Origin of the sequence: Streptococcus sp. HMSC061D10, from assembly GCF_001808865.1 — a bacterium.
GTDB lineage: Bacteria > Bacillota > Bacilli > Lactobacillales > Streptococcaceae > Streptococcus.
Window position 1 is genome coordinate 91204 of sequence record NZ_KV795027.1, and the last position, 13186, is coordinate 104389.

General features: G+C 39.8%; 16 protein-coding genes. 4 read left to right on the forward strand and 12 right to left on the reverse strand.

Annotated features, from left to right (window positions below):
- Positions 1-2: 2 nt before the first annotated feature.
- Positions 3-644: an amino acid ABC transporter permease gene (locus HMPREF2728_RS09115; RefSeq protein WP_075227711.1), complete on the reverse strand. Its 642-nt coding sequence runs from the start codon at positions 642-644 to the stop codon at positions 3-5.
- Between the two features lie 215 nt (positions 645-859).
- On the opposite strand from HMPREF2728_RS09115, the gene plsY reads away from it, so the two are divergent.
- A complete protein-coding gene (gene plsY / locus HMPREF2728_RS09120; protein WP_075227712.1) occupies positions 860-1501 on the forward strand; it encodes a glycerol-3-phosphate 1-O-acyltransferase PlsY in 642 nt (213 codons plus the stop codon).
- A gap of 30 nt (positions 1502-1531) precedes the next feature.
- Here plsY and HMPREF2728_RS09125 read toward each other — a convergent pair whose 3' ends face one another.
- The 10 genes from HMPREF2728_RS09125 to HMPREF2728_RS09170 all read right to left on the reverse strand — a co-directional run bounded on the left by HMPREF2728_RS09125 (position 1532) and on the right by HMPREF2728_RS09170 (position 10252).
- Positions 1532-2488, reverse strand: a complete 957-nt coding sequence (locus HMPREF2728_RS09125; protein ID WP_049509105.1) for an ABC transporter permease — start codon at positions 2486-2488, stop codon at positions 1532-1534.
- Positions 2489-2490: 2 nt separating this feature from the next.
- Entirely contained in the window at positions 2491-3549 is a 1059-nt protein-coding gene (locus HMPREF2728_RS09130; protein ID WP_075227713.1) for an ABC transporter permease, read from the reverse strand.
- A complete protein-coding gene (locus HMPREF2728_RS09135; protein ID WP_075227714.1) occupies positions 3549-5078 on the reverse strand; it encodes an ABC transporter ATP-binding protein in 1530 nt (509 codons plus the stop codon). The genes HMPREF2728_RS09130 and HMPREF2728_RS09135 overlap by 1 nt, the downstream gene beginning before the upstream one ends.
- 141 nt (positions 5079-5219) lie before the next feature.
- Positions 5220-6275 (reverse strand): BMP family lipoprotein, encoded by a 1056-nt coding sequence (locus HMPREF2728_RS09140; protein WP_075227715.1) that lies wholly within the window; start codon positions 6273-6275, stop codon positions 5220-5222.
- Between the two features lie 90 nt (positions 6276-6365).
- A complete protein-coding gene (locus HMPREF2728_RS09145) occupies positions 6366-6755 on the reverse strand; it encodes a cytidine deaminase (RefSeq protein ID WP_000246080.1) in 390 nt (129 codons plus the stop codon).
- Positions 6742-7404, reverse strand: a complete 663-nt coding sequence (gene deoC, locus HMPREF2728_RS09150) for a deoxyribose-phosphate aldolase (RefSeq protein WP_075227716.1) — start codon at positions 7402-7404, stop codon at positions 6742-6744. Before deoC ends, HMPREF2728_RS09145 begins: the two co-directional genes overlap by 14 nt.
- 17 nt (positions 7405-7421) lie before the next feature.
- Positions 7422-8705, reverse strand: coding sequence for a pyrimidine-nucleoside phosphorylase (locus HMPREF2728_RS09155; protein ID WP_075227717.1), 1284 nt, complete (start codon positions 8703-8705; stop codon positions 7422-7424).
- Positions 8702-9292 carry a class I SAM-dependent methyltransferase gene (locus tag HMPREF2728_RS09160; RefSeq protein WP_148130306.1) on the reverse strand — a complete coding sequence of 197 codons (591 nt, stop codon included), beginning with the start codon at positions 9290-9292 and terminating at the stop codon, positions 8702-8704. Before HMPREF2728_RS09160 ends, HMPREF2728_RS09155 begins: the two co-directional genes overlap by 4 nt.
- Positions 9293-9399: 107 nt before the next feature.
- On the reverse strand, positions 9400-9678 hold the full coding sequence (locus tag HMPREF2728_RS09165) for a 1,4-dihydroxy-2-naphthoate prenyltransferase (protein ID WP_075227719.1): 279 nt from the start codon (positions 9676-9678) through the stop codon (positions 9400-9402).
- Positions 9679-9847: 169 nt separating this feature from the next.
- Positions 9848-10252, reverse strand: coding sequence for a hypothetical protein (locus HMPREF2728_RS09170; RefSeq protein WP_075227720.1), 405 nt, complete (start codon positions 10250-10252; stop codon positions 9848-9850).
- A gap of 201 nt (positions 10253-10453) precedes the next feature.
- Here HMPREF2728_RS09170 and coaA point away from each other — a divergent pair, with 201 nt between their 5' ends.
- From coaA to HMPREF2728_RS09185, 3 genes are all read left to right on the forward strand, one after another.
- The gene (gene coaA, locus HMPREF2728_RS09175) at positions 10454-11374 is read left to right on the forward strand and encodes a type I pantothenate kinase (RefSeq protein ID WP_075227721.1); all 921 of its coding nucleotides are present in this window, start codon (positions 10454-10456) and stop codon (positions 11372-11374) included.
- 52 nt (positions 11375-11426) lie between these two features.
- The gene (rpsT, locus tag HMPREF2728_RS09180; protein ID WP_029689628.1) at positions 11427-11675 is read left to right on the forward strand and encodes a 30S ribosomal protein S20; all 249 of its coding nucleotides are present in this window, start codon (positions 11427-11429) and stop codon (positions 11673-11675) included.
- 65 nt (positions 11676-11740) lie between these two features.
- A complete protein-coding gene (locus HMPREF2728_RS09185) occupies positions 11741-12247 on the forward strand; it encodes a DNA topology modulation protein (protein WP_075227722.1) in 507 nt (168 codons plus the stop codon).
- A gap of 92 nt (positions 12248-12339) precedes the next feature.
- Here the strand turns inward: HMPREF2728_RS09185 and HMPREF2728_RS09190 are convergent, their stop codons facing one another.
- Positions 12340-13071, reverse strand: coding sequence for an NAD-dependent protein deacylase (locus HMPREF2728_RS09190; protein ID WP_075227723.1), 732 nt, complete (start codon positions 13069-13071; stop codon positions 12340-12342).
- Positions 13072-13186 lie beyond the last annotated feature (115 nt).

The window sequence follows — 13186 nt, forward strand, 5'->3', positions numbered from 1 at the left end:
TCCTATCTATAGTAGCTGAACTTTTTCTCAAGTTTCTTAGCTAGGATTGTAACGATACCAATCATAAGCAGATAAATAGCTCCTGCTAGAAACATTGGAATCAAGCTAGCATCACGATTGGCTGCAGTACGACTGGCTAGGATTAAATCTGAAATACCGAGTGCATAGACCAGAGAAGTATCCTTAACCAAACTCATAACCTCGTTAAATACACTTGGTAAGACAATCTTGGTCACCTGTGGCAAGATGATATAGCGAACGGTATCGATAGGATTAAATTTCAAAACCTTAGCTGCTTCGTATTGCCCCTGAGGAATCGTTGCAATCCCTCCACGGAAAATTTCAGCAAAATAGGCTGCATAATTAAGCGTGAAGGCAATAATCGCAGCTGGAACCCGGTCCAATCGAATTCCGATACTTGGTAGGACATAATAAATAAAAATTAGTTGCAAAAGCAAGGGTGTTCCACGCATCACCCAGATATAAACATCAATTATGTAATGGAGGGGTTTCCAATGGACCTGTAAGCAAAAGGCAACCAAAATACCTAAAGGGATTGAAAAGAGCAAGACTAGTGCAAAAACTTGTAAAGTCATTGTAGCACCGCTCAATAAACTTGGTAATATCTCGAATAAATAAGACATATTCCACCTCCTAAAAATAATTGTTCCTATTATAGCATAAATAAACATAAAATCAAAGATTTTCAGAATTTTTCATGAATTTTTAAAACTTTAGCCTTAATTTCCGAACAATAGTGTTCATGAGAAAATTTTTCTACTTACATAAAGTATCAGATGTCACAATTTGAGAAAAGATTCCTTTCCGTTTCTCTCCTATTTCATGGTATAATAGAAGCATGATGACAATAGTATTATTAATTTTAGCTTATTTATTGGGTTCTATCCCTTCAGGACTGTGGATTGGGCAAATCTTCTTTAAGATCAATCTAAGAGAACATGGTTCAGGTAATACTGGAACGACCAATACCTTTCGAATTTTAGGTAAAAAAGCGGGTATGGCAACCTTCGTGATAGACTTTTTCAAAGGAACCATCGCAACCTTGCTTCCACTTATCTTTCAAGTTCAAGGTGTCTCCCCTCTAGTATTTGGCCTTTTAGCTGTGATTGGGCATACCTTCCCAGTATTTGCAGGCTTTAAAGGAGGAAAGGCTGTCGCAACTAGTGCTGGAGTCATTTTCGGATTTGCTCCTCTATTTTGCCTCTATCTAGCAGTTGTCTTCTTCGGAACTCTATATCTAGGAAGCATGATTTCTCTCTCTAGTGTTACTGCTGCTCTCGCTGCTGTACTTGGTGTGATTCTCTTTCCGCTTATCGGTTTCCTACTGCCAAGTTACGATTTATTATTCGTAGCGATTATCCTAGCTCTCGCAGGTTTAATTATTATCCGCCACAAAGATAATATCAATCGTATTCGTAATAAAACAGAAAATCTTGTTCCCTGGGGCTTAAACCTCACACACCAAGAACCTAAACAATAAAACGTCAGTTTGAAACTGACGCTTTTTTGTTTATTTAGATTTGATATAGTTGATACCATCTGCCTTCGGTGCAACTGCTTTACCAAAGAAGGCTGCTAGAACGACGATGGTCAAGAGGTATGGTGCAATTTGCAAGTAAACGGCTGGAACTCCTTGCAAGAATGGAAGTTGAGAACCGATAACCGCCAAACTTTGTGATAGTCCGAAGAATAGACTTGAAAGCATAGCTCCAACAGGATTCCACTTACCGAAAATCATAGCAGCAAGTGCGATAAATCCAGGTCCAACGATGGTAGTAACTGAGAAGTTAACGGAAATTGACTGAGCGTAGATAGCTCCACCGATTCCTCCAAGGAAACCTGAAATCACAACTCCAAGATATCTCATCTTGTAGACATTAATCCCCAAAGTATCTGCTGCTTGTGGGTGTTCACCAACTGAACGGAGGCGAAGTCCAAAGCGAGTTTTAAAAAGGACAAACCACGCTAAGAATGAAAAGGCAATTGCTAGGTAACCAAGTAAACTTGTTGACTTGAAGAAGATATCTCCGATAACTGGGATATTAGCCAAAAGAGGGAAATCAAAACGTCCAAAAGTTTGCGTTAAGTTATCCGTTTGTCCCTTGTTATAAAGCACTTTGACTAAGAAAACAGCCAAGGCTGGCGCCATCAAGTTAAGTACGGTACCACTGACAACATGGTCAGCACGGAAATGAACTGTAGCCACTGCGTGAATGAGAGAGAAGATAGCTCCAACTAATCCACCAACCAGCAAAGCCAACCAAGGAGTTAATGCTCCCAAATCTTGTGCAAATTCAAGATTAAACACAACTCCAGAAAAGGCACCCATAACCATGATTCCTTCAAGTCCAACGTTAACAACTCCACCACGTTCAGAGAAAACGCCTCCGATACTTGTGAAAATAAGTGGTGCTGAATAAATCAACATTGAAGAAACCATAAGGGTTAACATTGTTGTAATCGACATCCTTATTTACCTCCTTTAAGTTGTTTTCTTGGTTTGACAAAGCGTTCGATGATGTAGTGAACGCTGACAAAGAAGATAATTGAGGCTGTAACGATACTTACAAGCTCTGATGGTACTTGTGCTGCATTCATACCAGGGGCTCCAACTTGAAGCACTCCGAACAAGAAGGCTGCAAAGAGAATTCCAATCGGTGAGTTTGCAGCAAGTAGACTTACCGCCATACCATTAAATCCGATTGCCAATGATGAACCCTGAACATAGACGTTTTGGAAGGTACCGAGTCCTTCTACAGCTCCACCTAGACCTGCAAGAGCACCAGAAATAATCATTGATAGAATAATGGTGCGTTTCGCTGAAATCCCTGCGTATTCAGAAGCATTTGGATTGAGACCAACTGCACGGATTTCAAAACCGAGAGTTGTCTTCTTAAGCAAGAACCAGATAACTGCAACTGCAATGATGGCAAAGAAAATCCCAATATTCATACGAGAGTTTCCTGTTAACTCAGCAAGCCAAGGTGTTTGATAAGTTGCGTTTGCACTTACTCGGATTGATGAGTCTGTACTTTGCATGATATCTTTAGGGAAAGAGTGGATAAAGGCATTACTTGTATAGAGAACAATGTAGTTCATCATGATGGTTACGATAACTTCAGATGTTCCAAGATAGGCTCTTAAAAAACCAGGAATGGCACCAACAATTCCTCCAGCAACCAGCGCAATGACAACTGTCGCAAGAATCAACAATGGACGTGGTAAATCTGGATTTGAAAGAGCGAACCAGCCACTCATAACCCAACCAGCGAGTGCTTGTCCTGGAAGACCAACGTTAAAGAAGCCAGCACGACTGGCAACTGCAAATCCAAGAGCAATCAAGACTAATGGCCCCATGGCACGGAAAATTTCACCGATCCCACGAACACTACCGAAGGCTGTGTAGAACAACTCTTCATAACCCCAAATAGCATCGTAGCCAAAAATCCACATAACGATGGCTCCAAGCAAGATTCCAAGGATAACAGAAATCAAGGGAACCGAAATTTGTTGTAATTTTTTAGACATCACTCTTCTCCTTTTTCCAATTCACCACCAGCCATCAAGACACCAAGTTCTTGCTTGTTGGTTGTTTCTGGTGTTACGATCCCTTGAATCTTACCATCATGAATAACAGCGATTCTATCTGAGACATTTAGAATCTCGTCTAGTTCAAAGCTGACTACAAGGACAGCTTTTCCATTATCACGTTCTTGAATCAAGCGTTTGTGAATGTACTCAATGGCACCGACGTCCAAACCACGAGTTGGTTGGCTGACGATGAGGAGATCCGGATTTCGATCAATCTCCCGAGCGATGATTGCTTTTTGTTGATTTCCTCCAGAAAGGGCTGAAGCTGGAACAATCTCGCTAGCAGCGCGAACATCAAACTCTTGCATCAATTTTTTTGCATAGTCAATGATATTCGTATAATTTAAAATTCCCTTTTTGCTAAGAGGTTCTTTATAGTAGGTTTGAAGAGCGATATTTTCAGAAATCATCATTTCCAAAACCAGACCATCACGATGACGGTCTTCAGGAACGTGACCTACGCTTAGTTCAGTGATTTGGCGAGGATGCAAACCTACGATAGATTGGCCTTTCAACTCTACGCTACCAGATTCAATCTTACGAAGTCCTGTGATAGCTTGAATCAATTCAGACTGACCATTCCCATCAATACCGGCAATTCCGACAATTTCGCCAGCTCGAACATCGAGTGAGAGATTCTTAACAGCAGGAATGCCACGGTTTTCATTAACAACCAAGTCTTTAATGGACAGTACAACTTCTTTTGGTTGAGGTGCCTGCTTCACAGTTTTGAAGGAAACTGAACGCCCTACCATCATTTCTGCCAAGTCAGCGTTAGTCGCACCAGCAATCTCAACTGTTTCGATAGATTTACCACGACGGATAACTGTAACACGATCAGATACTGCGCGAATCTCATCCAACTTATGGGTAATCAAGATGATTGATTTACCTTCTTTGACCAGGTTCTTCATGATGGCCATCAACTCATCGATTTCTGATGGCGTCAAAACGGCAGTTGGTTCGTCAAAGATAAGAATATCGGCACCACGATAAAGTGTCTTTAGGATTTCAACACGTTGTTGAGCACCAACAGAGATATCTGCTACTTTGGCAGAAGGATCCACAGCAAGACCATAACGCTCCGACAGTTCGTTAATTTCTCGAGTTGCTCGAGCAATATCTAGGACACCATTTTTGGTCAATTCACTTCCTAAAATGATATTTTCAGCAACTGTGAAAGCTTCAACCAACATAAAGTGCTGGTGAACCATCCCAATTCCTAAGCTAGCTGCTTTTGATGGCGAGTCTAGTTTTACAACTTGACCGTTGACCACAATTTCACCACTAGTTGGTTCTAGAAGCCCTGCTAGCATGTTCATAAGAGTGGACTTCCCAGCTCCATTTTCTCCTAAAAGTGCATGAATTTCACCTTTACGAAGTTCAAGGTTAATCTTGTCGTTAGCGACAAATTCACCGAAAACTTTGGTAATTTCACGCATCTCAATGACATTTTCGTTTGCCATGTGCTCTTCCTTTCAGAGTTTTATTTTATTTCAATAAAACCTGCTAAAGAATCTTAGCAAGCTCTATTGAGACAAAACAATTTGTCTCAATTCTTAAAGAAGCGGCCACAGGCCGCTCCCCTAAGAAATGACTTTTATCTATTATTTTTCAGGAACTTTGATGCTGCCATCTAGGATTTTAGCTTTTGCATCTTCAACAGCTTTTTTACCTTCTTCAGAAAGGTTAGTTGTTACTAGATCAACCCCTTTATCCTTCAATGAGTAAACGATCACTTGACCGCCAGGGAATTCACCTTTTTCAGCTTTGTTTGCGATATCTTGAACTGTTGTTCCGACTTGTTTCAAAGTAGAAGCAAGTACGAAGTTTGATTCTTTACCGTCTTTAGAAGTATATTTACCTTCGTCAACTTGGTCACGGTCTACACCGATAACCCAAACTTTTTCGCCTTCGTTTTTGCTTTCATTCAAAGATTTAGCTTCTGAGAAGACACCTGCACCAGTACCACCAGCTGCTTGGTAGATTACGTCTGCACCTGCAGCGTATTGAGCTGCAGCGATTGTTTTACCTTTAGCGGCATCACCAAATGAACCAGCGTAGTCTACTTGTACTTTGATAGATGGGTCAACTGACTCAACACCAGCTTTGAAACCAGCTGCGAAACGAGAAATAACTTCAGATTCCATACCACCTACAAAACCAACTTGTTTTGTTTTAGTAGTTTTAGCTGCTGCTACACCTGCAAGGTAAGCTGCTTCGTTATCAGCAAATGTTACGCTTGCTACGTTCTTTTGATCTTTAATCACATCGTCGATCAAAACATAGTTCAAATCTGCATGTTCTTTCGCTGCTTCTTCAACTGCATTGTGAAGGGCAAAACCAACACCGAAGATCAAGTTGTAGCTTCCTGCTGCTTGGTTCAAGTTGTTAGCGTAGTCAGCTTCACTTGTTGATTGGAAGTATGTGTATCCTTTATCTTTTGCAAGATTGTGCTCTTTACCCCAAGCTTGAAGACCTTCCCAAGCTGACTGGTTGAATGATTTGTCGTCAACACCACCAGTATCTGTAACGATAGCTGCTTTAGTCTTCAAATCAGAAGATGAAGAAGCTGCGTTACGAGAAGAGCGATTACCACATGCAGCAAGTCCAAATGCTGCTACTGCAACTAGACCAAGGCCTAGCCATTGTTTCTTGTTCATTACTGAACCTCCTAAATAAGATGCGCAACGAAGTTGCAAGTATGGATTGATTGGCCACAAGGACCCTTGTCACTCAAAGAGTGACGCAGACTAATGTAAGTCTGTAAATGAGTATGGAAGTAATTCCCCGACCGTCATCTCGACCGTCGATTTATCTTTGGCAACTAGAGTCACCTTTAGATCTTGTTCAAAAAATTCGACCATAACTTGGCGACAAGCTCCACAAGGAGAAATAGGTTTCTCAGTTTGACCGTAAACAATCAATTCTGAAAACTCCCGTTGTCCTTCGGAGATAGCTTTAAAAATAGCTGTCCTCTCACCACAGTTGGTCAAGGGGTAGCTAGCATTTTCAATATTGCATCCTGTATAAACACTGCCGTCCTTGGCAACCAAAACAGCACCAATCGGAAAATGTGAATAAGGAACATAGGCATTTTTACTAGTCTCAATCGCTAAGTCAATCAACTCAGTAGTCGCCATCTGCTAACTCTCCTTTTAAGATTGCTACACCAGAAGATGTTCCGATACGAGTAGCTCCTGCTTCAACAAAGGCAACTGCATCTGCATAAGAACGAGCTCCACCAGCAGCCTTAACCCCCATATCAGGTCCAACTGTCTGACGCATTAATTGAACATCTGGCAAAGTCGCTCCACCTGTTGAGAAACCAGTAGAAGTCTTGACAAAGTCTGCCCCTGCTTTCTGAGCGAGTTGGCAAGCCAAAACTTTTTCATCATTCGTAAGTAAGCAAGCTTCGATGATAACCTTAACGAGTTTGTCACCGCTAGCCTCAACAACTGCTCGAATATCTGATTCGACCAAGTCAGCATTCCCAGACTTAAGCGCTCCAACATTGATGACCATATCAATTTCGTCAGCACCATTTTGGATAGCTTCTTTGGTTTCATAAGCTTTGACAGCTGAAGTTGTAGCTCCAAGAGGGAATCCTACTACTGTACAAACCTTGACATCAGTATCTACGAGTGCAGTTTTTGCATGCGAAACCCAGCAAGGATTGACACAAACACTGGCAAAATCGTACTCTCTTGCTTCAGATAGCAAACGATCGATTTGCTGTTCGGCAGCATCTTGCTTTAAAAGCGTATGATCAATGTATTTATTTAATTTCATTTCGGTTTTTCCTTAAATTAGGAGATGATTTCAATGATTTCACGCGTTTTTATCGCTTCATCACTTATCTTAATTTTAACATAATTTTGGAAATCTGTAACTAGTTCCGGAGAAATTTTGCCATTTGCATATACTTTTGCAACAATTTCACCCTTTTTGACTGATTCTCCAACTTTCTTCTCAAAAACAATCCCTGTCTCATAGTCAAGAGCATCTGTTTTAACGGCACGACCAGCACCCAATCTCATGGCAAAAAGACCAAACTCCATGGCTGGAAGTTCTACGATAACACCATCCTCTTGAGCAGGAATATCAACTACATGGTCAACTTTTACTGGACGATAGAGGTCTTCTAGGTCTCCACCCTGAGCTAGAACCATCTCTTCAAATTTCTTGAGAGCCTTACCATTTTCAAGATGTTGCCTTACTTCCTCAATAGTTTTTTCAACATTTGCTAATGATAGCATAATCTGGGCCAACTCACAGATAAAGTGGCTAATATCTTGACGGCCTTTACCTTGAAGAATTTCCAGAGCTTCTAGGATTTCTAAACGGTTACCAATGGCGCGTCCCAAGGGTTGACTCATATCTGTAATAACTGCTACTGTCTTACGACCTACAGCCTTACCAAGGTTTACCATGGTTTGAGCCAGTTGACGTGCCTCGTCGACTGTTTTCATAAAGGCACCTTCACCGACTGTTACATCAAGTAAGATAGCATCAGCTCCAGCAGCAATTTTTTTACTCATGACCGAACTAGCAATCAAGGGAATAGTATCCACTGTTGCTGTCACATCACGAAGGGCATAGAGAAGCTTATCCGCCTTAACTAGTTGATCCGACTGACCAATAACTGAAACCCCAATATCTTGAACTTGTTTGATAAATTCATCCTGACTTCGTTCAATCTGAAAACCTTTGATGGATTCTAATTTATCAATTGTACCACCCGTGTGGCCTAATCCCCTTCCGCTCATTTTAGCCACTGGGACATCAAAACTGGCTACCAAGGGTGCTAGGATTAAAGTTACCTTGTCACCGACACCACCCGTAGAGTGTTTATCAACCTTGACACCATCTATAGCTGACAAATCAAACTCCTGACCTGTCTTAACCATATTCATAGTTAAATCAGAAATTTCTCTCGTGGTCATTCCTTGGAAGTAAACTGCCATGGCAAATGCTGACATCTGGTAGTCAGGAACAGCTCCTGCCACATAGCCTTCAATCAACCATTGAATTTCGTTCGAACTAAGTTCTTGCCCGTCTCTTTTTTTCTGGATTAGATCTACTGCTCTCATTCTTTCACACTTCTAAGGATATAATATCCCTTATCTTTTTTTACAATCTCGCAATTGCCAAATACATCTTCCATCTTACTTTTGGCACTAGGAGCTCCTTGTTTCTTTTGGATGACAATAGTCAAATCTCCACCGTCTACTAAAAAGTCTATACTTTTTTCTATGATTTCGTGAACTACTTGCTTGCCTGCACGTATGGGCGGATTCGAAATGACATGGTTAAATTGTCCTTCTACCTGCTCATAAATATTAGACTGGAAGATAGTCGCTTGAACCTTGTTTTTTACTGCATTTTGCTGGGCTAAATCCAGGGCACGATTATTGATATCCACCATGGTCGCTTGGGCACCATAAGCCTTAACCAAAGACAAACCTATCGGACCATAGCCACAACCAACATCAAGAATTTTTTCACCTTTTTCAACATCAAGGCATCTTAACAACAACTGACTTCCAAAGTCAATCATTTTTTTACTAAAGACACCAGCATCTGTCAAAAAGGTCATCTTTTGCCCAAGTAGCTCAACTCTAAGCTCATGAACATCATGGGCTGCATCTGGATTTTCTGCATAATACATTTTACTCATGATACTATTTTACCATAAAAATAAGTTATTTGTAAATCGTTTACAAAGGTATCAAGCCTTTAAATCACATTGTATTTTTTCAAAAATAATATAAGTTCTGATTAGGATTAGGGACCTAGTAAAAAGCTCCCCACTGCCATGGTAATCGGAAAAGCAAAGATACAAGCTAAACCAAAAAAGAAGAGCCACCACTTTCTTTTAAAGAAGGCTAGCACAAGGTAGCCAAGACCTATGAGGGGCAATAAGATAAAAAGGACAAAAATAGTCCAGTTATAGGAGTAAGGTCCTATTGAAAAGGAGAAATGCACCCAGTTTGGTGATAACCATAAAACAACTACAAATAGGCTGATAAAAACCAGCGTTTTTTCTCTTAATCTAGCTTTCATCTTAGCACCTCCTTTATAGATTTTCCCACTTATATTTTAACAAAGAGAGCGCTATTCTTCAATCTCAATCAATTATTGGAAACGAATGACAAGTCATTGGGAGCTACAAGGTGTCACAGTCAGGATAAAACAACAAATTTATTGTCTATAATCAGACACATTTTGATTACTATTGCTTTACCTTCAAATACTTAATTATCAACAGTATTCCTAATAAGATGTTTAGATAAAAGCCCAACTGATAAGTTTGTGTTAGGATTTCCAAACTTGTCCACAGTCGTATCAAATCTTCTATTGACATGCGGAATAAATAACCCTCTGTAGCAATCCACAAAATCAAAAATAGATAACTACTAGCAGCAAGCCATTTCGTCCACCGTTTTTTTAGTAAGAAAGCAATTAAGAGCGAACAGATAAAGACAGCTGTTACAATAGCATGATCCATCAAAAAAGTAAAACCGTAATAGGTTTCCACAAAGCGTCTGCCATTATCTGCATTGGCTCCTTTTATAAAAGGTAAAGCAAAACTTAAAATAAAACAGAGTTCCAATATGTAACTTTTTAAGATTTTCATAGTACACCTCCTATAAGTTGTGAACTAAAAAGCCCCCTTTATTATCTGATAAAATCAGGAGAAACCAGCTCCTACTTCATCAATAATTTGTTCATCCTCTATCTACTTATAGTATATACTACTGACTTACCACATTCAAGAAACCGCTTCATTTTTTTAGCTTTTTATGGTATGATAGACAAAATATCTAGGGGAAAACAAATGACCAACGAATTTTTACATTTTGAAAAGATAAACCGCAAAACTTGGCAATCCTTGCATCGCAAAACAACTCCTCCCTTAACCGAGGAAGAATTAGATTCAATCAAGAGTTTCAATGACCAGATTAGCCTACAAGATGTTACTGATATCTATCTGCCACTGGCACATCTGATTCAGATTTACAAACGTTCCAAAGAAGACCTTGCCTTTTCAAAAGGCATTTTCCTTCAAAGAGAGAGCAAAAAACAGCCCTTTATTATTGGAGTTTCAGGAAGTGTTGCCGTAGGTAAGTCAACTACTAGTCGACTCTTGCAAATTTTGCTTTCTCGTATAGTCCCTGGAGCAAGTGTTGAACTGGTTACTACGGATGGTTTTTTATACCCAAACAGTGTCTTAATTGAGCAAGACATTCTCAACCGCAAGGGTTTTCCTGAGAGCTACGACATGGAAGCTTTGCTCAATTTCCTAGACCAACTTAAAAATGGGCAGGATGTTGATATCCCTGTTTATTCCCATGAAATCTATGATATTGTCCCTGGTCAAAAACAACGAGTAGAAGCCGCTGATTTTGTCATTGTTGAGGGAATCAACGTATTCCAAAATCCTCACAATGCTCGTCTCTACATTACTGATTTCTTTGATTTTTCAATCTATGTCGATGCCGCTGTCGAGGATATTGAAAGCTGGTATTTGGATCGTTTCTTAAAACTTTTGAGCTTTGCTCAAGATGATCCAGGCAACTATTACTACCGTTTCACTCAACTTCCTCTTAGTGAAGTCAAGGATTTTGCTCACCAAGTTTGGACCAGTATTAACCTCACCAATCTCCAAAATTACATTGAACCGACACGAAATCGAGCCGAGGTCATTCTCCATAAATCTAAAAATCACGAAATTGATGAAATTTACTTAAAAAAATAATTTTCCCTTGTCAAAACGTAAGTTTTCAGATATAATGGTATAGTTAGTAAAAATGGAGGTAAGAACATTGGCAAACATTAAATCAGCTATCAAACGCGCTGAATTGAACGTTAAACAAAACGAAAAGAACTCAGCTCAAAAATCAGCTATGCGTACTGCTATCAAAGCTTTTGAAGCAAACCCATCTGAAGAACTTTACCGTGCTGCCAGCTCAGCTATCGATAAAGCAGAAACTAAAGGTTTGATCCACAAAAACAAAGCTAGCCGTGATAAAGCACGTCTTGCAGCTAAACTTGGTTAATCTTTAACTGCATACAAAATGAGCTCTTCGGAGCTTTTTTTGTGCACATTTTCCTGGAGGTCATTATGAAAATAGCCATTATAGGATATTCAGGATCAGGCAAATCAACTCTTGCTGAAAAACTATCTAAGCACTACTCCATCCCCAAACTTCATATGGACACACTTCAATTTCAGCCAGGCTGGGTAGACAGTGACCGTGACTGGATGCTTAAGCAAATGGAGACTTTCCTTACCAAACACAAAGATTGGATCATTGATGGCAACTACTCTTGGTGTTGCTATGAGGAAAGAATGGAGCAAGCTGACCAGATTATCTTTTTAAACTTTTCAGCGTGGACTTGTTTGCTAAGAGCCTTTAAGCGTTATTTAAAATATAGAGGAAAAGTCAGAGAAAGTATGGCTGCGGGATGTCCCGAGCAATTCAACTGGGACTTTATCCGTTGGATTCTTTGGGATGGACGAACGTCTTCTCACAAAAAACAGTACAACCAGCTTTGTCGTGACTATGCTGATAAAGTCACAATCATCAGCAATCAAAAAGAACTCAATCAATTTATAAATCAAATATAAGATTCCCTAGAAATGAAGAGAATCGTGTTCATAGTTTCTGAGGCGTGATACAAAAAAACTGAAGGAAGTATAGTCCTACTTCTTTCAGTTTTTTATTGTCTCAATTTAGAAAAAACTTCTCCGATCTTACCTTCGATAACTAAATCAGCTTGGCTATCTTGAGGGGTGCTGGACTTGTTGATAACGACAAGATTTGACCCTGAAAAATAATTGATTAGGCTAGCTGCAGGATAAACGACTAAAGAAGTTCCACCAATGATCAATAAGTCTGCTTGCTGAATGGCTCGAACTGCTCGACTAAATACGTCCATATCTAGTGATTCCTCATAAAGGGTTACATCAGGTTTGACTACCTTGCCACAATCTAAGCAGTGGGGAACTGGACCTTCAAGTGCCAAAAATGCATTCAAATCATAAAAGCGATGACAGCCCAAACAGTAATTACGATCTGCACTACCATGCAGTTTCAAAACATTTTCAGAACCCGCCATTTCATGCAAGCTATCAATATTTTGCGTCACAATCGCCTTTAATTTACCTGTTTTTTCTAACGACGCTAGATAATTATGTGCTAAATTGGGCTTGGCATCTGGATAGACCAGATACTTTTTGTAGAAGTCAAAAAAATCCTCTGGATAGCGTTCAAACATGGTGCGTGAAACAAGTTGCTCGGCAGTAAAATGGCGCCCCAACTTAAGACTATAAACACCATCAGAACTTCGAAAATCAGGAATATTAGACTCTGTAGAAACCCCTGCACCACCGAAAAAGACAATTCTCTGACTTTGATCTATCAGTTCCTGTAATTGTTCAATCTTATCCATTTTACCCCTCCTTTAGTTTTTGTTCTAAAAAAGTTGAAAACCTCTAGCTATTGTCAACCAGGTTTTCAACTTTATTTGATTATGATTTAGATATTAAACTGACTAGTCTCGGTTC